The sequence below is a fragment of the Nocardia sp. IFM 10818 genome, assembly GCF_054655275.1.
In genome coordinates this window covers 8,137,721-8,164,265 of the sequence record NZ_BAAHJH010000001.1, presented here as the reverse complement: position 1 = coordinate 8,164,265, position 26,545 = coordinate 8,137,721, and the positions used below count along the sequence as shown (strand labels likewise).

The window sequence follows — 26,545 nt, the reverse complement described above, 5'->3', positions numbered from 1 at the left end:
GGGAACAATCCACCACCGCCGGGCCGCGAACCGGCCCTTGCCCCCCGCTGAAGGCCCCGATCCACCCGACGGCCCCCGAGCTGTTTGGCGGGGTGCTCGAACCGCCAGCGGTGCTGAGCGTGTCGCCGTACGTGGGAGTGGTCCGGGCGGCCCCCGAGTCGGTCGGCGGGTGCTCGAACCGCTAGCGGTGCTGAGCGTGTCGCCGTACGTGGGAGTGGTCCGGGCGGCCCCCGAGTCGGTCGGCGGGTGCTCGAACCGCTAGCGGTGCTGAGCGTGTCGCCGTACGTGGGAGTGGTCCGGGCGGCCCCCGAGTCGGTCGGCGGGTGCTCGAACCGCTAGCGGTGCTGAGCGCGTCATCGCACGAGGGAGGGGTCCGGGCAGCCGGGAATCGCGATTTCCGGCTGAGCGGAAGCAGCCTTCGGCAGGCCGCTCGGAGTTGCTCGGGCCCGCCTGAGCAAGCCGTCGCCGCGGCGGGAACGAACTACCAACGGTGGACCATGACGCTGCGAACGCCCACCCGAAACCGCCCGAGCGCACGGAGCTTCCCGGGCCGACCGTGGTGCCCGGTGCGCTGCCCTACGATCGGTCGTTCGGGCCGCGTGAGGCGCCGCTCCAGCCGGTGCGGGAGCGACATTCGGCGGGGTTGTCGTTGCCCGATCAGGCTCGGAATTCGGTAGATCCGGCACCCGCCGGGCCGTTGGGCGGGGCGAGGGCGCGGTCGCTCGAGCCGGAATCGCATACGGCAGAGCCGATATCGGCATTGTTCGCATCGCTGTCGCTGCCGCCGGTGGAGTCGGTGGCGCCGAGCTCCGAGTCGCTGCCGCCCGGTGGGGCGCGGTCGCCCAATGGCTCGGGTGGCGGCACGGCGTCGCAGCTCGATGGGCGCTCCGCACCAGCGGAAGATGTTCTGCTGGAGAAGGATCCGGACTCCGGATCGGCGCAGCTCGCCGCGCGAGTCGAGGCCGTGGTGGCGCGGTGGAATCCGCACGGGCTGGCGTTGTGGCGGGCGATGCGGAGTGCTGCCCGGGCGGGCGGTGGATCGGTTGCGCTGATCGGCGGGGGCGATGTGAACATCATGCTGCTGCGGTCCGAGTTGGCGCGGTTCACGCCGCGGATCGACTTGTTCGAGGTGGGGAGTGATTCGACTCGGCCGGCATCTTCTGGCGATGGCGAGGTGCCGCCGCCGGCGGTGGCGCTCGTCGTGCTCGACGGTGGGTCGCCCATCGGTGCGGAGATGCTGGGCACCGTGCGCGGGCTGTGGGCCGATGGGACGCGGATCGTGTTCGCGTTGAACGGGATTCATGCCCACGAGGAGTGGGAGGAGGTGCAGGCGCGGGATATCGCCCTGCTGGGAGCGGAGATACCCGGAGCGGCGGGAGCCGGAGTAGGTGAATCGGGGGTCGAGATCGTTCCGGTGTCGGCGCGGCTGGCGGCGGCGGGGCGGGCGGCGGGGGACGGGGCGCTGGTGGATCGGTCCGGGGTGGGGGTGTTGCATGCGCGGCTGGTGGCGGCGGCCGGGGCGGGGGCGGCCGGGGATCAGGTGGCCATGGTGCGGGAGCGGGTGCTCGCGGAGACGCGGGAGCGGATCGCGCATCAGCTGGAGAAATTGCGGGACGGCGGGGATGTGGCGGCGCTGCGGGAGGAGCGGGCCAGATTGCTGGCGGCGGGGGACGGCGGGCGCGGCGCGGCGCTGGCCATGGTGCGGAATCGAACGCATTTGGCGCGGGTGGATTTGGTGCACGAAGTGGGTGCGCGAATTCGGGCGGTGAATGCGGGGCTGCGCGGTGAGGTCGAACGTTTGCCGCGGGGCGGACATAAGAGTTTCCCATTGCGCGTGGCGGAAACAGTGGAAAAACTCACATATGAGATAGACCGCCTCGTTCGCCGTCGAATACGCGAATTGACGCGGCAAATCGAGCAGTCGCTGGACGTTTCCGGATGGGAGATCGGTACCGGCGAGAGCCCGCGCGCCCCCGGTGCGGGACCGGATCCCCAGCCGCGCTGGCGGGGTGTGGAAGACCATCTGGTGATCGCGTTCGGCGCGTCCGCGGGCTTCGGTTTCGGGCGGTTCGTGGTGGCTCCGCTGGCGTGGTGGGAGGCACTCGACTACGCGATCGTGCCGGTCAGTCTGGTTCTCGGTGTCGCGGTCGCCGGCTGGGTGGTGCGCGCCCGCCGGCACCTCGCCGAACGCGCTCACCTGCAGCAATGGGTCTCCGAGGCGCTGGTGAACGTGAAGGCGCAGCTGGAACAGCGGGTGACCGCGGCGCTGGTGGCGGCGGAGGAACGGCTCACCGAGCAGGTGGTCGGGGCGGCCACCGCGCGCATGGTCGAAACAGACCTTCGGGTCGGGGAATTGGAGGCGCAGTTGCGGCAGGCGGCGCACCGCAGACCGGGTCTCACCACGGCATGCGAACGTGACCTCGCCGTACTCGGATTCGCATAGCCGCAGGTCCGAGGTTTCGACCCGGTACCGACTGGACAACCCGATTCCATACGCCGGGATATATGGCGTTAACCTCTATGGCAGGAACCTGGGCGTCCGCTTGGTCCTTGTACACGCCGTCCAGCCAGGACGTGCATCTGGCAAGTCAGGTGGGTGCCTTGCCGCATTTGGTGGCACGCGGTGTCGCGAGCGCCGTGAGCCACCCATCTCAGGAGAGTTGTTTCATGACCTCAGCGACCATTCCTGGTCTTCACGATGGCACCGCGCCCACCGAGCACAAGGAACTGCTTGCCTGGGTACAGGAGGTCGCAGAACTCACCCAGCCCGACCGCGTGGTCTGGGCGGATGGGTCCGAGGAAGAAGCGGTCCGACTATCCGAGCAGCTGGTCGCCGCCGGCACCTTCAAGAAGCTGAACGAGGCCAAGAAGCCGAACTCCTACCTGGCGCTCTCCGATCCCTCCGACGTCGCCCGCGTCGAATCTCGCACCTACATCTGTTCGCGCGACGAGGCCGACGCCGGCCCCACCAACAACTGGGTCGATCCGGCCGAGATGCGCGCCACCATGACCGAGCTGTACCGCGGCTGCATGAAGGGCCGCACCCTGTACGTGGTGCCCTTCTGCATGGGCCCGCTCGGCGCCGCCGACCCCAAGCTCGGCGTGGAGATCACCGACTCCGAGTACGTGGTCGTCTCCATGCGCGTCATGACCCGCATGGGCAAGGCCGCGCTCGAGAAGCTGGGCACCGACAAGCCGTTCGTGAAGGCCCTGCACTCCGTGGGCGCCCCGCTGGCCGAGGGCCAGGCCGACGTGCCGTGGCCGTGCAACGACACCAAGTACATCACCCACTTCCCCGAGGACCGCGAGATCTGGTCCTACGGTTCGGGTTACGGCGGCAACGCGCTGCTGGGCAAGAAGTGCTACTCGCTGCGCATCGCCTCGGCCATGGCGCACGACGAGGGCTGGCTGGCCGAGCACATGCTCATCCTCAAGCTCATCTCGCCGGAGAACAAGGCGTACTACATCGCCGCCGCCTTCCCGTCGGCCTGCGGTAAGACCAACCTCGCCATGATCCAGCCGACCATTCCGGGCTGGCGCGCCGAAACCCTCGGCGACGACATCGCGTGGATGCGCTTCGGCGAGGACGGCCGCCTCTACGCGGTCAACCCGGAATACGGCTTCTTCGGCGTCGCCCCGGGCACCAACCACAGCTCGAACCCGAACGCCATGGCCACCATGGAGGCCGGCAACACCGTCTACACCAATGTCGCGCTCACCGACGACAACGATGTGTGGTGGGAGGGCCTGGAAGGCACCCCCGACCACCTCATCGACTGGAAGGGCAACGACTGGTACGAGCGCGAGTCGGAAACCCTGGCCGCGCACCCGAACTCGCGCTACTGCACGCCGATGTCGCAGTGCCCGACCCTGGCTCCGGAATGGGACGACCCGCAGGGCGTGCCGATCTCGGCCATCCTCTTCGGCGGCCGCCGCAAGACCACCATCCCGCTGGTGACCGAGTCCTTCGACTGGCAGCACGGCGTGTTCATGGGCGCCACCGTCGGCTCCGAGCAGACCGCCGCCGCCGAGGGCAAGGTCGGCACCGTGCGCCGCGATCCGATGGCCATGCTGCCGTTCATGGGCTACCACGTCGGTGACTACCTGAACCACTGGATCACCCTCGGCAAGAACGCCGACGCCCAGGCGCTGCCGAAGATCTTCTACGTCAACTGGTTCCGCCGCGGCGCGGACGGCCGCTTCCTGTGGCCCGGATTCGGCGAGAACTCCCGCGTGCTGGAGTGGATCGTCAACCGCATCGAGGGCACCGCGAACGCCGAGGCCACTCCGATCGGCCACGTCCCGCACGCCGCCGACCTCGACCTCGAGGGCCTGGACGTGAACGTCGCCGACGTCGACGAGGCGCTCGCGGTCAACATCGAGGAATGGAAGCGGGAGATCCCCTCCATCGAGGAGTGGTTCGAGTTCATCGGCGACAAGCTGCCCTCGGGGCTGCGCGACGAGTTCGAGGCGCTGAAGCAGCGTTTGGCCTGACGGACGGTCGTGGGGGCTCCGCCCCCACACCCCCGGAAAAGGGGAAATGCGGGGGCAAGCCCCCGCACCCCCGGACGGGCGGCCTGCCGCGCCCCTGGACGGGCGAGCTGCCGCGCCCCCGGATGGGCGGCCTGCCGCGCCCCTGGACGGGCGAGCTGCCGCGCCCCCGGATGGGCGGCCTGCCGCGCCCCTGGACGGGCGAGCTGCCGCGCCCCCGGATGGGCGGCCTGCCGCGCCCCCGGATGGGCGAGCTGCCGCGCCCCCGGATGGGCGGGCTGCCGCGCCGCGAGACGCGCGGCCCGCGGTCCCCGGACGGGGCGGCCGTACGCACCCCACCGACTAGCGGCCTGTCGCGCCCTATCGCCGAGCGGCCTGCCGCGCCACTGACAAATGAACGGCCGCCGCACCATTCTTGGTGCGGCGGGCCGTTTTTGAGTGCGCTAGGAGCCCATGGGCATGAGCAGGGACTTCTGTTCGCAGTAGGCGTCCAGGCCCTCGGGGCCGTTTTCGCGGCCTATGCCGGAGGTTTTGTAGCCGCCGAAGGGGGCGCAGGGGTCGAAGGCGTACCAGTTGATGGCGTAGGTGCCGGTGCGGATCTTCGCCGCGATGGTGGCGCCGTGGTCGATGTCGGTGGTCCAGACCGAGCCGGCTAGGCCGTAGTCGCTGTCGTTGGCGATCGAGATCGCTTCTTCTTCGGTGTCGTAGGGGAGGACGGAGAGGACGGGGCCGAAAATTTCTTCGCGGGCGATGGTCATGGTGTTTGCGACGTCTGCGAAGACGGTGGGTTCGAGGTAGTAGCCGGGGAGGTCGGCGGGGCGGGCGCCGCCCTGGATGAGGCGGGCGCCTTCGGATTTGCCTGCGGCGATGTAGCCCTCGACGCGGTCGCGCTGGGCGGCCGAGATCAGCGGGCCGAGTTGGGCGGCGGGATCGGTGGGGAGGCCGAGGGGGAAGGCTTTGGTGGATTCGGTGAGGGCTTCGAGGATTTCGTCGTAGCGGGTGCGGGGGGCGAGGATGCGGGTTTGGGCCACGCAGGCCTGGCCGCTGTTCATCAGGCCGGCGAAGGCGAGCTTCGGCATATCGGCGATATCCATGTCGGGCAACAGGATCGCGGCCGACTTGCCGCCCAGTTCGAGGGAGCAGCGCTTGAGCTGGCTACCGGCCAGCGCGGCGATCTTGCGGCCCACGGCGGTGCTGCCGGTGAAGGTGACCTTGTCGACGGCGGGGTGGGAGACCAGGTATTCGGAGACCTCGGCGTCGGCGGGCAGTACGGACAGCACGCCTTCGGGGAGTCCGGCTTCGGTGAAAATGTCGGCCAGCAGGTTGGCGGCCAGGGGCGTCAGCGGCGCGGGCTTGAGGACGATGGTGCAGCCGGCGAGCAGGGCGGGGGCCAGCTTGTTGATGGCCAGGAAGATCGGCACGTTCCAGGCGATGACGGCGGCGACCACGCCGACCGGTTCGCGGGAGACGCGGGTGGTGCCGAACATGCCGGTGCGGGTCTCGGTCCACGGGAATTCCTTGCCGAGGCCGGCGAAGAAGTCGAGGGTGGCCTTGCCGGGGACGTAGTTGAGGGTGGTGGCGGCCAGGGCGGGGGCGCCCATTTCGGCGGAGAGGGCGGCGGTGAGATCGCCGGCCTTCTGGTCCAGGAGCTGGGAGACGCGAGCCAGCAGGGCGGCGCGTTCCTCGGGCGGGGTGGACGGCCAGGGTCCGTGGTCGAAGGCCTGCCGAGCCGCGGTGACGGCGGCGTCGACGTCCGCGCGGGTGACCACGGGGACGCTGCCGACGGTTTCCAGGGTGGCCGGCGAGACCACCTCGAGGGTCTCGGCGCCGGCGGGTGCGGTCCAGCGGCCGCCGATGAACAGACTCTGGTAATCCATGAGAACACGTTACAGTTTTGGGCTCTGAACCGTCCCCGCATCAGCCTCGATTCCGTCCCGCTCAGTGGGACCGCGATGAAATTCGACTTCTCGGTTTGTAACCGCGGCAAGCAGACACGCGTGCTCGAATCGCGGATCGCAATTCGGTTTGCCCCGCGGTGGCTTATGCTCGGCGTAATTCTGGTTTTGCCGCCAATCTGGTCGGTTGCTTCAAATTAGCTGTTGAGATCCGCTGGTTCGTTGCGCGAAAGGTGGGCGAGTGGCATGACCAATGTGAACATCGACGATTTCGTTCTCCCGGAGTTAACCGGCCCGGCTGCCGCGCCCGCCAGCACGCCCATGCATCGGGCTGCGAGCCAGTTGCAGAAGGTCTTGCCGCCGGGGTGGAGCGTGGAGGTCGTCGAGGCCACGCCGCGGTTGCCGCGGAACGGTCAGCCGGTGCTGCGGTTGGTCGTGCCGGATCTGTGAGTGCCGCCGGAAGTGCGGGCGCGCAGGCGATCTCGCAAATCAGCGGTTAACTTCGAGCATCACATATCGGGCCAAACCCAACCTGTCGGTTCGCTTTTCGCTGAACGCACTATTGCATTCGGCACCCGTAGCGAGCATGCTTTATAGCTACCGTGGATAGCTCGCTCGACACATGAACCGTTACCGCACAGGGGAGTCCGAGTCATGGCGGTGCAAGTGGTCGGTCAGTCGCTGATGACCAGTGATCTGACCCCTCATCAGGCGAAAAGCGTGGGCGCCGGCGGCTGGGTGGTGTCATTCCTGCCGGGGCGGACCCTCACCACCGAACAGGCCACCGCCGCGCTGCAAGCGGCCGAAGCGGTTGCTGCCGTGAATGTTCTGGCCGGCCGGGTCGGGCTCACCGCCATGGAGACCGTCGGGCTCGCAACCCAGGAGGCACCCTGGGGCGAACCCGAATGCGACGGCGGTTTACGCCGATTCTGGCGCCGCGGTCGCGCGGACCGCTGAATCCCGTTCGCCCGCCACGGGTTTCACCGCGGCCGCGGCCGGATTCGCCGCCGCCTTCTTGGTGGCGACCACGACGAGATTGCTGACCAGCAATTCCCGCAATCCGGGTACACGCACCATCCACCAGGCCCAGCGCGGGTGATACCGCGGAAAGACCGTCAGGATCTCCACCTCGTCCGGCGTCTCCCGCGCCCAGCGCAGGCCATCCGAGGCGCGCACCGCGAACAAGGATTTCCCGAATCGATTCTTCGGCTCCCGGCCATGCTTGCGCCGATACCGCCGCGCGGCGTACTCCCCGCCCAGGTAATGCCACGGCCCGGTCTCGTGCCCGCCGAACGGGCCCAGCCACACGGTGTACGAGAACACCATCAGGCCGCCCGGTTTGGTGACCCGCAGCATCTCCTCGGCCATGACCCACGGGTGCGGCACGTGCTCGGCCACATTCGACGAGATGCAGACGTCCACGGCATCGTCCCGGAACGGCAGCGCCATGCCCGATCCGCGCACGGCTCCGGCCACCCGCAGCCCGGCCGCATGCATTTCCGACGGGTCCGGTTCCACCGGCAGATACCGCGCGCCCGACTTGCCGAACTCGTCGGCGAAATAGCCGGGACCGCCGCCCACATCCAGCACGATGGCGCCACGCAGCGAATGCCCGGTCAGATCGCGGTAGAAGTCGCCGACCAAATGGGCGGTATCGGTCGCCACGCCGCCGTAGAACAGCGCCGGATCGGTCTGCTCGAAGCGGAAGCTGCCGAGCAGCCGTAGCGACCGGCGCAGCGTCGCCCGGCGGGCGAAACGCGGACGTCGTCCGGCGCGGCGTGATCCGGTGTCTTCGGCGCGGAGCATGGCGGCCAGTCTCGCACAGCGACCGGCCGGCGACATCCGCTGCCCGGGTATCGCGGCCCGGGACCCCGCGCTGGGTCCGGCCGGAATCAACAGGTCGTTTGACCACTGAGGGCTCGGATATTGACATCGGGCGATAGGGTGTAGCCCATTGTCCGCAATTCCTGTCCGTGACCCTGGAGATCAACCCGTGCGTGAAGTGCTGCTGCTCTGCTGGCGCGACACCGGGCATCCGCAGGGCGGCGGGAGCGAGCGGTATCTGGAGCAGGTGGGGGCGCAGCTGGCCGCGCGAGGTGTGAAGGTCACGCTGCGGACCGCGCGGTATCCGGGGGCCGCCAAGCGGGAGCGGATCGACGGCATCGACATCAGCCGGGCGGGCGGGCGGTACACGGTGTACCCGCGCGCGCTCGCGGCCATCGCGCTGGGGCGATTCGGGATCGGGCCGCTGGCCGGAATCCGCCCGGACGCGGTCATCGACACCCAGAACGGGATTCCCTTCTTCGCCCGGACCGCGACCCAGGCGCCGACCGTGGTGCTGGTGCATCACGGGCATCGCGAGCAGTGGCCGGTCGCCGGCAAACTGATCGGGCGGATCGGCTGGTGGATCGAATCCACACTGTCGCCGCGCGTGCATCGCGGCAATCAGTACCTGACCGTGTCGCTGCCCTCGGCCGAGGAATTGACCGCGCTGGGCGTGGAAGCCGCCCGCATCGCGGTGGTGCGCAATGGCGCCGAGCCCGTGCCCGCGCACCTGCCCGCCGGGGACGACTCCACCCGCACCGCGCACCCCAGCGTCGTGGTGCTGTCCCGCCTCGTCCCGCACAAGCAGATCGAGGACGCCATGGCGGCCGTCGCCGGCCTGCGCGCGCGCATTCCCGACCTGCACCTGGATGTCATCGGCGACGGCTGGTGGGCCGACAACCTGCGCGCCCACGCCCGCGAGCTCGGCATTGCCGACGCCGTCACCTTCCACGGGCACGTGGACGAGGACCGCAAACACGAGCTGCTGTCCCGCGCCTGGGTGCACGTGCTGCCCTCCCGCAAGGAGGGCTGGGGCCTGGCCGTCATCGAGGCGGCGCAGCACGGGGTGCCCACCGTCGGCTACCGCAGCTCCCGCGGACTCACCGATTCCGTCGTCGACGGCGTGACCGGCATGCTCGTCGATGACGTCGCCCAGCTCACCGCCGCCGTGGGCGATCTGCTCGACGACCACGAGGCGCGCTCCGTGCTGGGGGAGAAGGCGCGCGCCCGCGCCCGCGAATTCTCCTGGGAGCAAACCGGAAACGGCGTGCACCAGGTGCTGTCCGCGGTCGCGCGCGGCGGCCGCGTCGCGGGTCTTGTCAATAGCGCTCCCGCGGAACAACTCTCGTAGCAGCCGGAACCGCTGACAAATCTCTACTACGCTACGTAGTCTCTAATCATGTGGATCATTCCGGTGATCGCCGTGGTGAGCGCCATCCTGATCGCCATCGGATTCTGGCTCGGCTTCCCCGAAGACTGACCCGGCCCCCGCCCGCCGCACCAGCATCCGCCCGGCCGCCGCCGCCAGGATTCCGGTGACCAGCAGCCCGGCCCAGAGCAGGTGCGCCGCACCGGAAATCACCCGTGCCCCCGGAAACCCCTCCGCCGCAAAGTAATCCCCCCGCGCCCGATACAACTGCAAATCCCGATCCGCGTACACCGAAGTCAACTGCGCCAGCGTGTCTTTCGACTCCCCCATCGGCCCCGGCGTCCCACCCTCCACCAGCACCCACCCCACCCCGAGCCGCGCCAGCTCCGCCGCCGACCCACCCCGCAACAACACCCGCTCCACCTCCCGAGCCCGGCCCCCCTCCCCGGAAACCGTCGCCCCCTTCACCGGTAACTCCCCGGTCTGCAACACATCCCGCGGCAACATCCGAGGCGCCGGATCCAGCACCGGCGCCGCCCCGGAATACGAGAACTTCCGGAACATCCCACCCGGCAACACCGCCACATCCCCGGTCCCGGGTGCATCGACCAGAGCCGCCACTCGCTCCCACCCGGCGGGGTAGTGCACCGGCCGCAATGCTCCGCCCACCCCCCACGCCGAATCCGGCAGCGCGATGAGCAGCAAGACGATGAAAAGCGCTGCCACCCCGCCTGATCGACGGCGACCCGCCTTGCCGTCCTCGCCCGCGTTGCCGGGCACAGCGCTCCGGTCGAGCGCAGCCGCCTGCCCGACCGAGTCCGCCCCTTCGCTCACGCCCTCGGCTCGCTCCCCGCCCTCCGTAGAATCCGCGAACGACCGCGCGCGAGCCGCCGAAATCCACTGTGCGACCGCCAGACACCCCGCCGCCGCACACAGCGCGTACGCGGGCATGGCCAACGCCACGAACTTCTGCGTATCCCGCAACAGCCCCGCCCCCGGCACCGTCGTCACCAAGAACTCCCCAACCGAAAGCCCCCACCCGGTTGCCCCCAGCCCCGGCAACACGATCGCCACCACCGCGAGCCCCACCAGCCTGCGCCGCGCCGACCGGATAATTCCCTGGGCATCCGCCCTGGCAGCCCCCGCACCCGGTGCATGAGCGCCCAGCCGCCCCGGGTCGGCACCTGACGTATCGAGGTTCTGCCCAGCAGCGCTCGCGCCAGGTTGGTGAGCGCGCCGCTGCTCAGCTTCGGCACTCGGCGGATGGGTGTTGCGTCCGGCTGGATTCGCGCTCGGCGGATGAGCGCTGTGCTTGGCCCGATCCGCGCTCGGGCGCTCGTGAGTGCTGTGCCCGGCCCGATCCGCGCTAGCGGTCTCGGTGCGCGCCTCGCCTGCCTGCGCGGCGGATGGCTCGGTTCCTTCGGCATCGAATGCGCCTGCGCGAGTGCCGTGTTCGCCGCCGGGGCTCGGGCACCCGGGAGATAGAGCAGCGGGCGCCAGGGTGCGGCCGATGACGGTGCGTATGCCGGTGGCGACCAAGCCGAGCAGGAGGAGTGTGCCGATCGCCGCGAAAAACGTTGTGCGCGATTCGGGTACCGCGGTGCTGTTCCAGATGCCGCCCAATCCGGCCAGGCTGCCGAGTGTCCCGAGCCAGGGTTCGGCGCGTGCGGCGAAGGCGGCGACACCGGCGGGATCGGAGGGTTCGGCGCCTGCACCCGAGAGGGCGGTGGCCATCAGCCAGGGGGCGGACGCGGCGATCCAGAGTGCCAGCGTGCCAAGCAGATTCCGTCGCCCCACCAGTAGTAGGGCGGTACAGGCCGCCAGCAGTGAGCCGGTTGGCGTCAGCCCCGCCGCGGCCAGGCATCCGCCGAGCGCAGCCCAGGTCAGGCCGAGTCGCATGGTGCTTGTTGGAGTGAATGTGAGCCTATGGGTAGCACTCTCGCGCTCGGCGCTATAGCCGTGCGAGGCGGTGTGCGACGCCGAACCAGTGGTGTCTTGTGTGTCGCCCGACGTGCCCGTGGAGGTGCGTGGTGCCGGGTCGTCCTGCGCGGACCGCGCTGATTTGCCCAGGCCGGTGCTCGTGCGGACGCGGCCTGCGCCGAGCTTTGAAGTGGTGGTTATCCGAAGCCGGGTGGCGAGCACGGCGATCCAGGGGAGGGCGGCGTAGCCGGTGAGGAGGCTCCAGTGGCCTTGGAGGAGGCGTTCGGCGACGTAGGGGTTCCAGATGGCGAGGGTGGCGGCGACCAGTTGGGGGGCGAGGGGGGCTCGGAGGAGTTCGCGGGACAGGACTGCCGCGCCCCAGCCTGCCAGCCAGATGGCCGACAGGAGGATCGCTTTCACGAGGAGGCCGCCGTCGATCACGGTGGAGAGGGTGGCGATCAGGGCGTCTTGGGGGACAGCTCGGGGGGCGGCGTCGCCCAGGCCGAGGGCGGAGTCGGTGAGGTAGGAGCGGGGGGTGCTGACGGCGTCGCGGAGGAGCAGGTAGCCGGAGCCCAGGAGGGGGCCGAGGACGAGGGCGGCCAGCAGCAGGCTGTAGGCCGCGGGGACCCAGGTGGCCGGGGTGGGCAGCAGGCGGGTTCGCGGCGGCTTCGGCTCCTCGCTCACACGGGCACCCTACGTGCCGTTCGATCCGGAATCGGGGACGGTCGAGGCGCTTTCATCGCCGGTGCGGGCGGCGCGCAGGGCTATGACCGAGATGACCAGGGTGGTGAGGGCCGCTGTCGCCGTGGCGATGGTGATCAGGGTCGGCACCGAGTGGGCGCAGGTCAGCATGACGGCGACGCCTATCGCCAGCCCGATCCAGGTGATGGCGGCCGGGGCGGTGCGGTCCGCGGCGATTGCGGAGAGCAGCGCGCCCTGCAGGACCGCGAGCAGTGCGCCCTGCAGGGCGAACAGCCACAGGTAGCCCTGCACCGGCGCGTAGTCCTGCCCGGCGAGCAGCGGTGCGAGCGGCGCCGCGACAGCCGCGCCGAGGACTCCGAGGGCGCCGACACCGACCAGCACGGCCAGCGCCGACCGCATGGCGCGCGCGGAGTGCTGCGGCTGCGCCATCTTCGGATACAGCACCACCCCGACCGCCTGCGGCAGCCAGAAGGCGATCTTGGCCGCGATGGCGCCGAGGGCATACCGCCCCGCCTCGTCCTCACCGAGCACAATGCGCGACACCAGCAGATCCGCCGACGACAACGCCATCAGCGCCGCCTGCACCTGCGCCGCGCGGAACACCGGCAGCACGCCGACGTCCCCGGCATACTCGCGCGCTCTGCCGGACGGACTCGACGCGGACTTCTCATCGGCGCCTTGCGAATCCGAGGGCGCACCGGTGAGGTCCGCCGCGCGCCGGGCAGCGGCAGCGGCGATCGCGATACCGGCGGCGGCCGCCCATAGGGCAGGAGCGGTGCCGCCTCCTGCGGCGAGCACTATCAGTGCGGGGGTGACCCGCGCGATGCCCGCGCCGCCGAGCACCGTGGCCAGCTCGCGGAAGCGGCTGCGGCCCTGCAGGACACCTTGTTCGCCGGAGAGCAGGACCAGTACGGGCGCGGCGCACAGGGCGGCGGCCGAGGCGGCCAGGCCGACGTTCAGGATCGCGCTCACGACGGGGACGAGCACCAGTGCGAGGATCGCGACCAATCCGGCGCAGCGCAGGGCCAGCCCGCGGGCGGCGGCAAGGGGTGCGCCGCGGACGATTTCGCGGGCCACGACATTCTGCAGGGCCAGGGCGGGGACGGCGCAGAGGAGCTGGACGGCCAGCAGGCTGGCGAAGGGGCTGTAGCCGGTGACGCCGAGCCAGCGACTGGCGAGCAGTTGCAGCAGATAGCCCGCGATATTGGCCGTCATCGCGCCTGCTGTCACCAGGGTCAGGTCCGCTACTACGGGCAGACGGCGTACAACGGACACGGTGCCATGCTCCCACCTGGTGTCGGGGGTACTACGGGAGGGCCGTGTGCCGCGGTCGGCGGGCCGGTGCTGCGCGGAGCCTTCGTAGTGGAATCGGGGGTGAATGTGGAGCGGCCCCGCACCGTCGGGTGCGGGGCCGCTCGATCAGGTCAGCGGATCAGGGTTTCTTGTCCGTATTGATCTGCTGGGTCTTGCTGATGTCGATCTGCTCGGTCGGAGCATCGGCGAAATTGCCGCCCCGGGCCGGTGCCGGGCCGCCCGCGGGGGCGACGCGGCGCACGGGGGCCGGGCCGCTGCCCGAGCCGCCGAGGAAGCCGATGACGGCGCCGGCGATCAGGGCGATGGCGCCGATGATGCCGAGGATGATCGGCATGGTGCGGCCGTAGAGCGACAGCTTGTCGATGTTCTCCTTGGCCACGGCGATCTGCGACTCGACGGTGTTCTCGTCGAAGACGATGGTGCCCTTGAGCGCGGTCACCTCGGGCTTGTCACCGCTGCGCGCGTAGTAGAGGTGCAGCTGCTCACCGCCCTTGACCACGGTGCCGGTCTCCGGCTCCACCCACAGGTCGCGGGTGTTGGTGTAGAAGCGGGTCATGGTGATGGGGGTGTCCCCGCCTTCCACGCCCCACTTGGCGGCGGTGAGGCCGCTGATCTTGTTGGTGGGGGCGTTGGCGACCGTCGACAGGTCGGTGACCGGGATGGTCTGCTGGAAGTGGTAGACCTTCATGCTGTTGATCTCGGTCTCTTCGACGAAGTTGATGTCGAAGGTCTTGCGCGCGTTGAGATCGAAGTAGGGGTAGGTCTTCTTCTCGGTGCCGATCGGGAAACGGTACTGCAGGCCGATGTGCTGGACCGGGTCCATGACGGACTGGCCCTGCTTGTCCACGGTCACCGCGATGGCGCCATTGGGTCCGCCGTCGACCTCGCTGACCGGCTCACCGCTCTTGCGGTCCACGGTGACGCGGTCGATGGTGGCGGTGAGCAGGCCGGTGTCGCCCTGCTTGTCGGTGCGGCGCAGGGTCTGACCGGCCTGGATGGTCAGCTCCTCCGCGTTCGCCGGGTCTTCGACGGTGACGAAGCGCTGCGAGACCAGGGGGACGTTGGTGTCCACCTTCGCCGAGCCCTCTGCCGAAGTCAGGGACTTGGAGTCCAGCACCTCGCTGGGAGTCCCCGGGACATTGGTCGCGACGGTCGTGATCTCCAGGTCCAGCGGGGTCTTCGCGAGCCGGCTCACCGTATAGGTGGGGATCATGATCGCGGCGACGAGCAGCATCGCACCCAGCCCTACGAGCAGGCAGGCCACCGTCCTTCTGGTACCGGCACTCAGTGCCATGCAGGTTCTCCTCGTCATCCGAACAGGTCGTTCTTGTGAGCGTTGCGGTCGCCGCGCAGCACTCGTGAGCCCCGACACTAACAGTCCGGGCGTGGTATGCGTCTCCCCGAGGCAGGAAAACCTGGCGAAACGCGCCTAAGTCAAACACAGGGTGCTCAGATACGGGCGGGACAATGCAAACTGGACCCCTATGACTTCGACGCTGCACCCCTCCTCCGATCCGGCCCGCCCGGTTCGGGCGGACGACTCACCACCGGGTGAGCGGGAGGGCGTCGCGAATCCCGAAGCGCAGGTGACGGCGGCATCGGATGCCGCGACGACCACCTCCGCACGCCCCCGGCTGGGCAGTTTCGTCCCGGCGCTGGAGGGCATGCGCGCCCTGGCGGCCCTCGGCGTGGTCCTGACCCATGTCGCATTCCAGACAGGCGCCACCGCGCACCCGGTGCTCGGTCGGGTGTGGGAGCGATTCGATATGGCCGTCGCGGTGTTCTTCGCGCTCTCCGGATTCCTGCTGTGGCGCCCGCACGCCAAGGCGGCGCGCGGCCTCGGCGCCGCGCCGAAGGCGGGGCGGTATTTGCTGCATCGCGCGGCGCGCATCCTGCCCGCCTATTGGGCCGTGGTGTTCGCGGTGCTGATCCTGCTGCCGAATGCCGCGCATACCGCCGGATTGCGGGTGTGGCTGGCGAATCTCGGTCTGCTGCAGGTGTTCGTCCCCTACACGCTGACCGACGGCCTCACCCAGATGTGGAGCCTGTCCGTGGAAGTCGCGTTCTACCTGGTGCTTCCACTGCTGGCCTTCGGCTTGGCGTGGTTGCGCGGGCAGCGGGCGCGCTGGCGGGTGCCCGCGGTGCTGACGCTGGCCGTGCTGTGCCTGGGCTGGAATCTGCTGCCCGTGCCCACCCCCGAGGGCACCAATGCCGACAACTGGCTGCCGGGCTATCTGCCCTGGTTCGCCGCGGGGATGCTGCTGGCCGAGCTGGCGGATCAGGATGCGCCGCGGTGGCGCCGGATCGCGGGCAATCGATGGCTCATGTGGCCGCTCGCGCTGACCGCCGTGCTGCTGGCGACCACCGATCTGGCCGGGCCGCCGGGGCTCACGCACGGCCAGCCGTGGCAGTACGTCGGGAAGATGGCGCTGGGCACTGTCATCGGCTTCGGCCTGCTGGCGCCGTTGGTGCTGCGCCCGGATATTCCGCACCGCTGGCTGCAGAGCCGCACCGCCGCCGCCCTGGGCCGCTGGTCCTACGGCATCTTCATCTGGCATCTGGCCGTGTTGTCCATCGTGTTCCCGGTTTTCGGCATCGTGCCGTTCCGGGGCGATTTCGCGGTGGTCTACCTGCTGACCGTGCTCTTCACGCTGCCGCTGGCCGCCGCCAGCTACGCGCTGATCGAGGAGCCGGTGCGGGTGTGGACCCGCCGCCGCTTCGGCTGAAGCCCCCGCAGGATCTCGATCAGTCGCGCCGCGTGGGCAGCGCGGCCAAACCGACCGCGACGATCGCCGCCAGCGCGGGCAGCTGCACCCACAGCGAACCGCCCAGATAGCCCTCGGGCGACCGCCACGGTCCGGTGGACAGCGCGGCCATGGAGATCGCCGTCCCCGCACCGGCGATGCCGACGAGGATGCGCGACCAGCCGCGCGGCCGGAATCGCGCGGCGACGAGTCCCACCGCGGTGAGGCCGATTCCGACCGGACCGGCGATCACGCCGGTGGCGGCGGCCAGCCCGGCGGCGCCGACGGTGCGGCTGCGCCAGGTGCGCGGCGCGGGACCCGCATCCCGAACCGGTGTGCGCGCACCCCGGAAGGCAAGGACCGCAAGGGGAATGAGCAGCAGCAACCCGCCGAAGATGGACAACCGGTACCAGCGGTCCGCCGGGAACGAGACGGTGATCGGTCCGTCCGTGCCGGGCGGCAGTAGCCACGCCTGCTGCCAGCCGTCGATCACCACGGGCTCCAGCCGCGTGCCGTCGGCGGTCTGCGCCCGCCAGCCGACATTCGTGCTGAGGGGGAGGACCAGCAGCCGAGTACCGGGCGCGGCGCGGATACCCGCGGGCGCTGCCGCACCGGCCGGCGACTGTACGGGTTCCACACCGGAGGTCGCCGGATCACTTGCGGGGGCGGCTGATTCATCGGGCACGGTCGGCTCGGTACCCGGCACGGTCGGCTCGGTACCCGGCACGGCCTGGTCGGCGTCCGGCGCGTTCTGATCGTTGCTCACCGGGGAGGTGCCCGGTTCGACCCGGTCGAGACGCAGCTCATCGACGGTGAACAACTCGTTCGGCGCGACAGTGACGTCGACGCGCCCGGTCGGCAGCTCGAATGCCCCGGTATCCACGACAGTTCGAGAAGAATCGCCGGAGTCGGTGGCTGTCGCCGGAGAATCGCCCGCGCCGGTGTCGCCGTCCACGCCCGGTGCGGCGGCGTCCTCCACCGCGCAGACCCGCGCGGGCAGCGGTGCGCCGGAACGCAGTTCGGCGGCGGTCCCGGTGATCGTCGTGTGCAGGATCTTCCCGGCCGCCGCGATGGTGGGTCCGTCGGCGCAGCCGATGGTGATGGGGCGGTCCGCGGGGGCGGGGGCCGGGTAGTCGGGGCCGAGGACCTGGACCTCGGCAATGCCGGGCGGCTGTTCCTGGGCGAAACCCAGTGCGGTGCGGTCGAGTACGCCGTCCCAGGTCTGGAGGCTGAGCTCGATGCGGTCGGTGACGCGCGGATGCAGGTCGACGCGGGTCGGGACGCCCGCGGCGGGATCCATCTCGCGCACCTGCGGTCCGTCGCCCAGATTGACCGAGACCGAGGTGGGGTGGGCGGGCAGATCGCCCAGGGAAGGCGTCAGTTCGAGGCCGGTCACCAGGGCCGGTTCGGGCAGATCGATGGTCAGCGTGGGTTTGGCGCCCGCCGGACTGCGGACCGTGGTTTCCGGCGCGGTCCAGGTGGTGCGCGGATCGCCGTCGGTGGCGGCGAGCGCGGCGCCGCGCGGATCGGCGACATCGGCCTGGCCGCGGGCGATCGGCCGATCCGGATCGGCGAGCAGATTCTCCAGCGCGGGCCCGGGCCGGGTGCGAACGAGGAGCTCCGGTGTCACGGTGACCGGCTGGGGCACTTGCAGGGTTCGCTCGAACAGTCCGGGTTCCTCGGCGGCGAGGGCGAGCGCCTTACTGCACCGCACCCGGTCGGGGGAGTCGAAACAGGCGCTGCGGCCGGGGAATTCCTGTCCGATCGCCCAGCCCCGCACCTGCGCTCCGGCGGGCACGGGCGGCAGCACCGTGCGATGCCGGATGTCCACTCGCACCGGGTTGTCGCGGTCGGCGTAGTCGAACAGGCTGAGTTCGCTGATGCCGAATTGCCCGCCGCGGCTGCCGTTCTCGGTGCGCTTGGCGGTGATCCTGATCCAGTCGGTGGCGCCGGGCGGCAGCGAGATCGACACCGGCGCACCCGGTTCGGTGACGCGGGCGGCCACCGTGCCCTTGGCGGTCTCGACCTCCAGCCATTTCACCGGGCTGCCGATGGTGGCCCCGCTGGTGGTCAGCCGCAGCGCGGCTGCGCTGACCGGCTTGTCGAGATCGAGCCGGAGCCATTGCCCCACCGCGTATTCGGTGCCATTGCTGATCCACGCCGTCGCCGGATCGCCGTCCACCACGGCGGCGGTGGAGCTGGCGGGCGCGGCACCGCCCAATTGGGTGGCGTCACCGGCCGCGCTGGAGGCGGTGAGGGTGGCCCCGGACCATTCGCCCTCCACCAGCGGCGCGCCGGGCACCGCGTAGTCGGGGACCAGATTGTGGGTGCGGCGCGCCTCCCCGGGTGCGCGCAGGGCCGAATTGTGGTTGTCCACCCGCCCGAAGTCGGTTTCCCGATCCATGGGTGTGTCGGTGACCGTGAGGTTCTCGATGGGCAGCCCGGCCGCCGCGGCATCGGCGGCGAGCAGGGCGGGTCCGCCGGGCGTGGCCGGATCGCGGCGCAGCCGCTCCACCACCTCGGGTCCGCCCTGCACCACGGGCACGCCGTCGAGCGGCACCGTGTACGCCCCGGGGAACGAACCGGGCGCACCGGTTCCGCTGCGCACCTCGGCGGGCGTGCCGGGCGCCCGGACGTCGACCCGGTAGATCTCGATGGCCGGATAGGCGGGCCGCAGATCCTCATCGGCGGTGAGTCCTTCGACCTGCCCGCTCTCCACCGGATCCCCGAATTCCGCCACCTTGCTCAGCCCGGGCGATCCTTCGATGGCGCGATGGGCCAGCATGGGCCGGGTGGACCGCGAGGTCTCCGGGTCGAGGTCATTGCGCAGCACCAGGATTCCGATGCCCTGATCGGCGAGGGTGGCCGCCAGCCCGGCGGAGGGCCGCCCGTCGGCGAGCAATCGCTGTACGGAATCCATGGCCCGGATGGCGCCGGGCGGATTGAGCGGCACCGCGTCCCGCACCGCCCACGGCGTACTGGCCAGCGCCTGGATCGGCTCGTCGCGGGTCAGTCCCCACACCTGACTGCCGAACGGCGCTCCCGGCACGATCAGCGCGCGGGTGTCGGAGGCGTTGTCCGCCAGCCACTCCGCGGTTCGATGCCAATAATCCGGCACCTTGTCGTAGTCGCCGCGCGGCGCGAGCTTCCCCGTCCACGCCAGCGAGGTGGACAGCGCCAGCGCGGTGAGAATGAGCGCGCCGACCGCCACCATCCGATCCCGCTCCGGATGCGCGAAGGCCGTGCGCCACTCCGGCATTCGCACCGACGCGGGCAGGGGCACCCGGCTCAGCAGATGCGCCAGGCCCAGCACCAGCGGCAGCCGGATGAGCGGTTCCAGCTTGTGCACATTGCGCAGCGGCGCGCCCCCGGAGTCGAGGAACACCCGCACCTGCTCCGCGAACGGCCCGCTCAACTCGCCCACGTAACCCGCGCAGATGCCCACCAAGCCGACGCACAGCACCAGCGTGAGCCGCCCGCGGCCGGGCATGCCGCGCATGGCCAGCCCCGCCATACCGGCCGCCGCCAGCATGCCGGTCGCGAGCACGGCGGCGGGCTGGGTCACCAGCACCGCCCCGGCGATTCGCTCCGGGGAGACGAACGGCGTCCAGCTATCGGTGCCGCGCAGCACCTCCCCGAGCGAGGCCCACTGCGTGGTCACCCCCGAGGATTCGATGTAGTCCAGGAACGGCGGACTCACCTTGCCCAGCAACAGCAATGGCACGACCCACCAGAAGGTGGCGAGCACCAGCAAAGGGATCCAGGCCCTGGTGAATCGCCACCACTGCCGATTGGGCCGATACGACATCCAGAACAGGGCAGCGGGCAGGAACGCCGCGGCCGTCGCGACGGCATTCACAGCACCCATGAGAGCCAAGGCGAGTGCACTGCCGGCCGGAGTAGCTGCGCCCATTCGGTCGCGCAGGCGCTTCTGCCCGAAGTCGGCCGACGGCCCGTCGCCGGAGTCGGGTGGTGCGGCGGTGCCTTCCGCGTCGCGGCGCTTCCGCAACGTCACCCCGAGTGCGGCGGGCGCCAGCAGCACCCAGGGCGCGAGCATCATGGGCAGCGTCTCGGAGGAGATGGAGCCGAGCGTGGTGAGCACGCGTGGGGACAGCGCGAAGGCGATCGCGGCGATGACACGCGATCCCCTGCTGCCGATCCCGAGGATTTCGCAGAGCCGGATGATGCCCCAGAATCCGGCGAGCAACAGCAGTGCCCACCAGATGCGCTGGGTCACCCAGGCGGGCAGGCCGAGGAGATTGCCGAGGGAGAAGAACGCCCCGTGCGGGAAGAAGTACCCGTACGCCTGGTTCTGCACCTGACCCATGGGCGCCTGGCTGCTCCACAGATGGGAGGCGCGCTCGAGAAAGCCGAGCGGATTCTGCGCCAGATCGTATTTGGTATCGGCGACAGTGCGGCCGGGCGCCTGCAGAAAGGTCAGCAGGAATGCGGCGATGACGGTGCCGAGCAGCCAGCGGCGGCCCAGCGGTGCGGTAGTCGGCGACCGGTCCTCGGCCGGACCGGTCGGCGCGTGTGGAACGGAGGTCAGCCGGTTGTCAGCGGGCGCCGTACTCAACGTTGTTGAGCAGCGACGAGGACGCGTCGCCGCTGCGGTCGACATCGGGACGCTTGTCCTGCGACGCAGCCATCGTGATGACCAGCACCGCGGCCAGGCCGAGGAGGGCTCCGCCGGCAGCGCTCGCTACACCAGGAACGGCAAACTTCATCGCGGTACTCCCATACATCGACGCATGCGTAACTCGAGCAAACCTAGCAGGTTGATCTCCAGTAAGCAGCGAGGTCCGTACCGTCTGGCATTTACTCCGGGACGGCACAGTGCAGACCACCCAGGAAGGTGCGCAGTTTGGCGGTGGTCTCCACCAGTTCGACCTGCGGATCCGAGGCCGCGACAATGCCGCCGCCGCCGAAGGCGCGCAGCGAGCGGCCGTCGGCGGCGAGTTCGGCGCAGCGGATGGCCACGACCCATTCGCCGTCGCCGCGGTCGTCGCACCAGCCGACCGCGCCGCCGTAGAAGCCACGGTCGCCCTCCAGGTCGCGGATGGCGTCGAGGGCCAGGTCGGTGGGGGTGCCGCAGACGGCCGGGGTGGGGTGCAGCAGGATCGCCAGGTCCAGGGCGGTGATCTCCGGATCGCGGAGCCGGCCGGTGATGGGGGTGGCCAGATGCCAGACCTCGGGGGTGCTCAGCAGTTCCGGGCCGTCGGGGACGGTGAGCTCGACGCAGACGGGCGCGAGCTGCTGCCGGATCCACTCGATGACGTAGGCGTGCTCCTCGCGGTTCTTCGTGCTCGCCAGCAGCGCCCGGGCCTGCGCCGCGTCCGCGCCGGAATCGGCCAGGCGCGGCAGGGTCCCGGCCAGCGGGCGCAGCGTGACGGTGCGGCCGTGCCGGGCGACCAGGACCTCGGGCGTCGCGCCGAGCAGCACCTCGCCGGGGCGTCCGGCGGGCGTGAGATCGACGGCGTACACATTGGCGCGCGGATGCCGGGTGACCAGGTGGGCCGCGATGACCTCCGGCTCCAGCGGCGCGCCGGCCGCGGCCAGCAGGGAGCGGGCCGCCACCACCTTGCGCAGGGGCTGTCCCGGATCGCCGAGCTGTTCGACCAGTTTCGTCACGCGCGCCACATGCTCTGCGGGACTGGGCATTTCGGAGACGACCCGCACCGGCGGCAGGTCCGGCAGCGCGGCGGGCCGCCACGGCCCCACGGTGTGCGCCGCCTCGGCGGGTGCGCAGAGCGCGGCGGGACGGCCGGGATCGAAGGGGAGGGCGCCGACAATGAGGTCGGCGGATCCGATGCGCAGCGCCGCGGCGGCGGCACTCGCGCTGTCGAACGCGGTGCGGACGCCGGTGGCGCGTACGACGCCGTCGGGCGTCGCGAGCAGGAATCCGTCCATGATGTGCTCGACACTAGTCCGCCCGCGCGCCGGTGAAACCGTGGAGCATGCCGGCTCGTCCTCCACCGGTATTGGTTGCGGACTCTTGATGGTGCACAACAGCAATCGAACGAGTAAGAGTGGCGTACACCACTTGCTCAGTGTTTCGGCGCGGGTTCCTTGCCGGGCGGCACCATGAGCACCGGGCGGTGACTGTGTTTGACCACCGCGTCGGCCACGCTGGAGTGCAGCAGCGCCCGGATTCCGGTGGCCCCGCGGGTGCCCGCCACGATGATGTCCACATCCAGTTCGTCCGCCACCTCGACAATGGCGTTCCAGATGGTGGTGGTGCATTCGGCGGTGCGCGCCTCGGCGTTCAGGCCGGCCAGTTTGGCCAGCCGCACCCCTTCGGCATTGATGTTCTTGGCGTCGACGAAGGCGACGTCCTCGATCTCGTCGTCGGGCACCCATTCCGGTTGCATCACCCCGGACAGCCCGGACAGGCGCGCCGCCTGGCGCACCATCGGCTCCCAGGCCGTGAGCACGACCGCTCTGTTCGCGGACAGGAAACGGCCCGCGTATTCGACGGCCCGCCGCGCATTCTCGGACCCGTCGTAGGCGATGAGCATCAAATCGCACGGCATGACGAACCTCCTGATAGGAACGCATGTCTCCGGTTCGAGACTACTCCGGAAAGAGTGCGATGCACGGACCCCGCGCTACGCGGCAGGTCCCGGCCGGGACTTGTAGCCACTCCGAACGAAAGCACCACAGTCTCTCCACAGTTTGCGAACGATTCACCCATTTCAGTGGTGCCGGGGCTCGGTCCGGTTTTCACTGGAAACGTCGGCTTCTCGTGCCGACGATCGACATCGCCGTCGTTGGAGCAGGGCCCGAACGAGGGGTGGAATGTGCGGTTGGACGAGCTGACGACCCCGCAGCAGTGGGCACGGGTATACCGCTCACTGTTCGGGTTACCCCATGTGCACGTGACCACACCCGGCTTCGTGGTCTTACCTCTGGTGGACACCGTCGCGGCCCTGAATACGCCGGAACCCTTGGGCGCCTTGATACTCGGCGAGCTCACCGTGCGCGGCACGCCCGGACCCGTGCTGGTCCGGGAGAAACCGCCGCGCCGAACGTTTCTCGCGGTGTTCGATGGATACCCCTCGGAGGAATGTCTCGAACTACTGGAGCGGAACAGCGTGGACATCGGACCACATCGCAGCAATGTCATCCTGCCCACCGGTTTCGGCAGGCATACCCATGAGGGGCGCTGGTGGGCGCGCGCACCCCAGCGCGACGAGTCTCTGCCCCTGCTCTCGGAGGTGGTCGCCGCCACCCGAGCGGTGCTCTGATGCCGGTGGACGCGACGTCGAACACGGTGGAATCGGCGTTCTTCGGCCATCACGAGGCCGATCCGCGGGCGCTGCTGTACTACGAATGGTGTCAGCGCCGCGAATCCGGTTATGCGGTGGATGATTTCGTGGAGGAGGTGCGCGAGCTCACCAATACCGACCTGCCCATCGAGGCGGCCTGCTGGCGGCTGCTGGACCGCATCGAGTCCGCACCGCGGCTGCCCGAGTGGCCGTACACCGAATGGGTGGACGCCGCCGCGGAATTCGATCCGGCGGCCGGGACCGTGACCACCCCGGTGGCGAGTCCGGCTGCCGCGCTGCGTCATTCGGCGGAATTGCCGGACAGGGTGCACGGCGGCTGGCTGGGCCGCTGCGTGGGATGCACCCTGGGCAAGCCGCTGGAGAACGGGTTCGTGTGGACGCCGCGGCGCATCCGCGGCTACCTCGACCCCCTCGGCGCGTATCCGCTGCGGGACTACGTGCCGGTCCGCGACCCCATGCCGCCGGATGTCGAATTGCATTGGACCTGGCCGGAATCCACGCTGGGCAATATCGACGGCTGCCCGCGCGACGACGATCTCGACTACACCGTGCTCGGCCTGCACCTGCTCGAACAGCACGGTCCGGCCTTCACCGCCGACGATGTCGCCGCGCTGTGGCTGGAGCGGCTGCCGTTCCTGCAGACCTACACCGCCGAACGCGTCGCCTACCGCAATCTGATCGACGGCTACGCCCCGCCCGATACCGCCACCTATCGCAATCCCTACCGGGAGTGGATCGGCGCCCTCATCCGCGCCGATATCCATGGCTACACGAATCCGGGCAATCCCTCCCGCGCGGCGGCCCTCGCCGCCCGCGATGCCTCGGTTTCCCATGTGGGCAATGGACTATGGGCCGCCATGTGGGCGGCGGCGCTGATCTCCGCGTCCTTCACCGCCCCCGGCCCCGAACAGGCCCTGCTCGCCGCGCACGCGGTGATCCCCGCCCAGTCCCGCCTCGGCATCGCCCTCACGGAAGTGGTGCTCGACCACGGCGACGGCCGCAGCTGGGAGGAGGCCATCGCCCAGATCCGCGCCCGCCACTCCCGCTACAACTGGGTGCACGCCATCGGCAACGCCTGCGTCATCGCGGCCGGACTGCTCTGGGGCGAAGGCGATTTCACGAAAACCATCGCCCTCACCGTGCAAGGCGGCTGGGACACCGACTCCAATACGGCCACCGCCGGTTCGGTCGCGGGCATCCACACCGGAGCCGCCGCCATCCCCGCCCACTGGACCGACCCCCTGCACGACCGCCTCCGCAGTGCGGTAGCCGGTTATGACGGCAGCAGCATCTCCGAATTGGCCGCCCGCACTGTGCGACTGGTGGGTAAAGGGGTTTCGGGGGAGGCCCTCTGAGGGCTGGTAAGGGGTTTCGGGGGAAGCCCCATGAGAGCTGGTAAGGGGTTTCGGGGGAAGCCCTCTGAGGGCTGGCAAGGGGTTTCGGAGGAAGCCCCCTGAGAGCTGGTAAGGGGTTTCAGGGGAAGCCCCTGAGAGCCACGAGAGTTGAAAGGGCGGCATCGGGTCGTCGTCCGGGACCCGATGCCGCCCTCTTATCCCCCGCGCCTACCTACCGACGCGAAAGTCCTTGGCTGTCAGCGCTCAACAATAGCGACAACACCCTGACCTCCGGCGGCACAAATGGAAACCAGCGCGCGCCCGCCGCCCTTTTCCGCCAGCTGCTTGGCGGTCTGGGCGATGATGCGCCCGCCCGTGGCGGCGAACGGGTGACCCGCGGCGAGCGAGGACCCGTTGACATTCAGCTTGCTGCGGTCGATCGGCCCCAGCGCGCCGTCCAGGCCCAGCCGCCCCTTGCAGTACTCGTCCGACTCCCACGCCTGCAGGGTCGCGAGCACCACGGAGGCGAAGGCCTCGTGGATCTCGTAGTAGTCGAAGTCCTGCAGCGTCAGGCCGTTACGCGCGAGCAGGCGCGGCACCGCGTAGGTCGGGGCCATGAGCAGCCCGTCCGGACCGTGGATGTAATCGACGGCGGCCACCTCGGAGTCGACCAGGTAGGCCAGCGGCGACAGATTGCGCGAGGCCGCCCACTCCTCGCTGCCCAGCAGCACCGCGGAGGCGCCGTCGGTGAGCGGGGTGGAGTTGCCGGCGGTCATGGTGGCGTCGCCCAGCTTGGTGCCGAAGACCGGCTTGAGGGTGGCCAGCTTCTCCAGGGTGGAGCCGGGACGCAGGTTGTCGTCGCGGGTCAGGCCCAGGAACGGGGTGATGAGGTCGTCCATGAACCCGCGGTCGTAGGCGGCGGCCATGTTCTTGTGCGACAGGTAGGCCAGCTCGTCCTGGGCCTCGCGGGCGATGCCGAATTCCTTGGCGGTGATGGCGGCGTGCTCGCCCATCGACAGCCCGGTGCGCGGTTCGGCATTGCGCGGGATCTCGATGCCCACCATGGACGGGCGCAGCCGGCCGACCAGCTTGACGTAATCCTTGTTGTTGCGGGCGCGGTTGGCGTCCAGCATCCACTCGCGCATGGATTCGCTGACGCCGATCGGCGCGTCCGAGGTGGTGTCGGTGCCGCCGCCGATGCCGTTCTCCAGCCGGCCCAGCGCGATGCCGTCGGCCACGGTCACGATGGACTGCAGGCCGGTGCCGCAGGCCAGCTGCAGATCGTGGGCGGGGGTGTAGGGCGACAGGGTGGAGCCGAGGACGCTCTCGCGGATCATGCCGTGCTCGCCGACGCGCTTGAGCACCGCGCCGCCGACGACCATGCCCAGCCGCTCGCCCTGCAGGCCGAAGCGGCTGACCAGGCCGTTCAGTGCGGCGGTGAACATGTCCTGGTTGGAGGCGTGCGCGTACTTGCCGTCCGAGCGGGCGAACGGAATCCGGTTGCCGCCCAGGATCGCAACGGGGCGGGCCTGCTTGCTGCTCTTGGCCGCGGTCTTCGCCGAACGGGCTTTGGTGGTCACTCGAGTCTCCAGATCTCGTCGGGGATGTCCGTCACGGCCGATCCCGCGGGACCGGCGTCGGTCGGTTTACATTAAACTTACTC

17 protein-coding genes and 1 pseudogene are annotated in these 26,545 nt (G+C 70.1%); 8 read left to right on the top strand and 10 right to left on the bottom strand.

The window, feature by feature from the left end; genetic code table 11:
- The first annotated feature begins 760 nt into the window (after positions 1-760).
- Together ACYQ5L_RS37760 and ACYQ5L_RS37755 are read left to right on the top strand one after the other, a co-directional pair.
- Positions 761-2,443: a hypothetical protein gene (locus tag ACYQ5L_RS37760; RefSeq protein ID WP_459963011.1), complete on the top strand. Its 1,683-nt coding sequence runs from the start codon at positions 761-763 to the stop codon at positions 2,441-2,443.
- Positions 2,444-2,667: 224 nt separating this feature from the next.
- Positions 2,668-4,494, top strand: a complete 1,827-nt coding sequence (locus ACYQ5L_RS37755; protein WP_459963009.1) for a phosphoenolpyruvate carboxykinase (GTP) — start codon at positions 2,668-2,670, stop codon at positions 4,492-4,494.
- Between the two features lie 440 nt (positions 4,495-4,934).
- Here ACYQ5L_RS37755 and ACYQ5L_RS37750 read toward each other — a convergent pair whose 3' ends face one another.
- Positions 4,935-6,368 (bottom strand): aldehyde dehydrogenase, encoded by a 1,434-nt coding sequence (locus tag ACYQ5L_RS37750; protein ID WP_459963008.1) that lies wholly within the window; start codon positions 6,366-6,368, stop codon positions 4,935-4,937.
- Between the two features lie 264 nt (positions 6,369-6,632).
- Between ACYQ5L_RS37750 and ACYQ5L_RS37745 the strand changes: the two genes are divergently transcribed.
- Together ACYQ5L_RS37745 and ACYQ5L_RS37740 are read left to right on the top strand one after the other, a co-directional pair.
- Positions 6,633-6,836 carry a hypothetical protein gene (locus ACYQ5L_RS37745; RefSeq protein ID WP_459963007.1) on the top strand — a complete coding sequence of 68 codons (204 nt, stop codon included), beginning with the start codon at positions 6,633-6,635 and terminating at the stop codon, positions 6,834-6,836.
- A gap of 204 nt (positions 6,837-7,040) precedes the next feature.
- Entirely contained in the window at positions 7,041-7,343 is a 303-nt protein-coding gene (locus tag ACYQ5L_RS37740) for a hypothetical protein (RefSeq protein WP_459963006.1), read from the top strand.
- Here ACYQ5L_RS37740 and ACYQ5L_RS37735 read toward each other — a convergent pair.
- Positions 7,305-8,192, bottom strand: coding sequence for a class I SAM-dependent methyltransferase (locus tag ACYQ5L_RS37735; protein ID WP_459963004.1), 888 nt, complete (start codon positions 8,190-8,192; stop codon positions 7,305-7,307). The two genes, ACYQ5L_RS37740 and ACYQ5L_RS37735, sit on opposite strands and share 39 nt — an antisense overlap.
- Positions 8,193-8,379: 187 nt before the next feature.
- Between ACYQ5L_RS37735 and ACYQ5L_RS37730 the strand changes: the two genes are divergently transcribed.
- Positions 8,380-9,561 carry a glycosyltransferase family 4 protein gene (locus tag ACYQ5L_RS37730; RefSeq protein ID WP_459963003.1) on the top strand — a complete coding sequence of 394 codons (1,182 nt, stop codon included), beginning with the start codon at positions 8,380-8,382 and terminating at the stop codon, positions 9,559-9,561.
- A 168-nt stretch (positions 9,562-9,729) separates the two neighbouring features.
- Here ACYQ5L_RS37730 and ACYQ5L_RS37725 read toward each other — a convergent pair.
- The 3 genes and pseudogenes from ACYQ5L_RS37725 to pgfA form a co-directional block, all read right to left on the bottom strand.
- Positions 9,730-12,150: pseudogene (locus ACYQ5L_RS37725) on the bottom strand (hypothetical protein); the annotation flags it as partial.
- 42 nt (positions 12,151-12,192) lie between these two features.
- Positions 12,193-13,416, bottom strand: coding sequence for a polysaccharide biosynthesis protein (locus ACYQ5L_RS37720; RefSeq protein ID WP_459963662.1), 1,224 nt, complete (start codon positions 13,414-13,416; stop codon positions 12,193-12,195).
- A gap of 217 nt (positions 13,417-13,633) precedes the next feature.
- On the bottom strand, positions 13,634-14,809 hold the full coding sequence (pgfA, locus tag ACYQ5L_RS37715; protein ID WP_459963002.1) for a cell envelope lipid trafficking protein PgfA: 1,176 nt from the start codon (positions 14,807-14,809) through the stop codon (positions 13,634-13,636).
- Positions 14,810-14,999: 190 nt separating this feature from the next.
- Here pgfA and ACYQ5L_RS37710 point away from each other — a divergent pair, with 190 nt between their 5' ends.
- Positions 15,000-16,241: an acyltransferase family protein gene (locus tag ACYQ5L_RS37710; RefSeq protein ID WP_459963000.1), complete on the top strand. Its 1,242-nt coding sequence runs from the start codon at positions 15,000-15,002 to the stop codon at positions 16,239-16,241.
- A 19-nt stretch (positions 16,242-16,260) separates the two neighbouring features.
- Here ACYQ5L_RS37710 and ACYQ5L_RS37705 read toward each other — a convergent pair whose 3' ends face one another.
- The 4 genes from ACYQ5L_RS37705 to ACYQ5L_RS37690 form a co-directional block, all read right to left on the bottom strand.
- The gene (locus ACYQ5L_RS37705) at positions 16,261-20,835 is read right to left on the bottom strand and encodes an alpha-(1->3)-arabinofuranosyltransferase (protein WP_459962999.1); all 4,575 of its coding nucleotides are present in this window, start codon (positions 20,833-20,835) and stop codon (positions 16,261-16,263) included.
- Positions 20,816-20,986: a DUF2613 domain-containing protein gene (locus ACYQ5L_RS37700; RefSeq protein ID WP_084528554.1), complete on the bottom strand. Its 171-nt coding sequence runs from the start codon at positions 20,984-20,986 to the stop codon at positions 20,816-20,818. Before ACYQ5L_RS37700 ends, ACYQ5L_RS37705 begins: the two co-directional genes overlap by 20 nt.
- A gap of 91 nt (positions 20,987-21,077) precedes the next feature.
- Positions 21,078-22,169 (bottom strand): isochorismate synthase, encoded by a 1,092-nt coding sequence (locus tag ACYQ5L_RS37695; protein WP_459962997.1) that lies wholly within the window; start codon positions 22,167-22,169, stop codon positions 21,078-21,080.
- A 137-nt stretch (positions 22,170-22,306) separates the two neighbouring features.
- On the bottom strand, positions 22,307-22,792 hold the full coding sequence (locus ACYQ5L_RS37690; protein ID WP_459962996.1) for a universal stress protein: 486 nt from the start codon (positions 22,790-22,792) through the stop codon (positions 22,307-22,309).
- A gap of 273 nt (positions 22,793-23,065) precedes the next feature.
- On the opposite strand from ACYQ5L_RS37690, the gene ACYQ5L_RS37685 reads away from it, so the two are divergent.
- On the top strand, positions 23,066-23,506 hold the full coding sequence (locus ACYQ5L_RS37685) for a hypothetical protein (protein WP_459962995.1): 441 nt from the start codon (positions 23,066-23,068) through the stop codon (positions 23,504-23,506).
- Complete coding sequence (locus ACYQ5L_RS37680) at positions 23,506-24,903, top strand: ADP-ribosylglycohydrolase family protein (protein WP_459962994.1); 1,398 nt, start codon at positions 23,506-23,508, stop codon at positions 24,901-24,903. Before ACYQ5L_RS37685 ends, ACYQ5L_RS37680 begins: the two co-directional genes overlap by 1 nt.
- A 236-nt stretch (positions 24,904-25,139) precedes the next feature.
- On the opposite strand, the gene ACYQ5L_RS37675 is transcribed toward ACYQ5L_RS37680, so the two are convergent.
- Positions 25,140-26,462, bottom strand: a complete 1,323-nt coding sequence (locus ACYQ5L_RS37675; RefSeq protein ID WP_379197244.1) for an acetyl-CoA C-acetyltransferase — start codon at positions 26,460-26,462, stop codon at positions 25,140-25,142.
- Positions 26,463-26,545: the final 83 nt, after the last annotated feature.

Excerpts from the sequence above, each read along its gene's own strand:
- ACYQ5L_RS37755 (WP_459963009.1), top strand. The coding sequence starts at position 2,668 with ATGACCTCAGCGACCATTCCTGGTCTTCACGATGGCACCGCGCCCACC.
- ACYQ5L_RS37750 (WP_459963008.1), bottom strand. The coding sequence starts at position 6,368 with ATGGATTACCAGAGTCTGTTCATCGGCGGCCGCTGGACCGCACCCGCC.
- ACYQ5L_RS37745 (WP_459963007.1), top strand. The coding sequence starts at position 6,633 with ATGACCAATGTGAACATCGACGATTTCGTTCTCCCGGAGTTAACCGGC.
- ACYQ5L_RS37740 (WP_459963006.1), top strand. The coding sequence starts at position 7,041 with ATGGCGGTGCAAGTGGTCGGTCAGTCGCTGATGACCAGTGATCTGACC.
- ACYQ5L_RS37735 (WP_459963004.1), bottom strand. The coding sequence starts at position 8,192 with ATGCTCCGCGCCGAAGACACCGGATCACGCCGCGCCGGACGACGTCCG.
- ACYQ5L_RS37720 (WP_459963662.1), bottom strand. The coding sequence starts at position 13,416 with ATGACGGCCAATATCGCGGGCTATCTGCTGCAACTGCTCGCCAGTCGC.
- pgfA (WP_459963002.1), bottom strand. The coding sequence starts at position 14,809 with ATGGCACTGAGTGCCGGTACCAGAAGGACGGTGGCCTGCCTGCTCGTA.
- ACYQ5L_RS37710 (WP_459963000.1), top strand. The coding sequence starts at position 15,000 with ATGACTTCGACGCTGCACCCCTCCTCCGATCCGGCCCGCCCGGTTCGG.
- ACYQ5L_RS37700 (WP_084528554.1), bottom strand. The coding sequence starts at position 20,986 with ATGAAGTTTGCCGTTCCTGGTGTAGCGAGCGCTGCCGGCGGAGCCCTC.
- ACYQ5L_RS37695 (WP_459962997.1), bottom strand. The coding sequence starts at position 22,169 with ATGGACGGATTCCTGCTCGCGACGCCCGACGGCGTCGTACGCGCCACC.
- ACYQ5L_RS37690 (WP_459962996.1), bottom strand. The coding sequence starts at position 22,792 with ATGCCGTGCGATTTGATGCTCATCGCCTACGACGGGTCCGAGAATGCG.
- ACYQ5L_RS37680 (WP_459962994.1), top strand. The coding sequence starts at position 23,506 with ATGCCGGTGGACGCGACGTCGAACACGGTGGAATCGGCGTTCTTCGGC.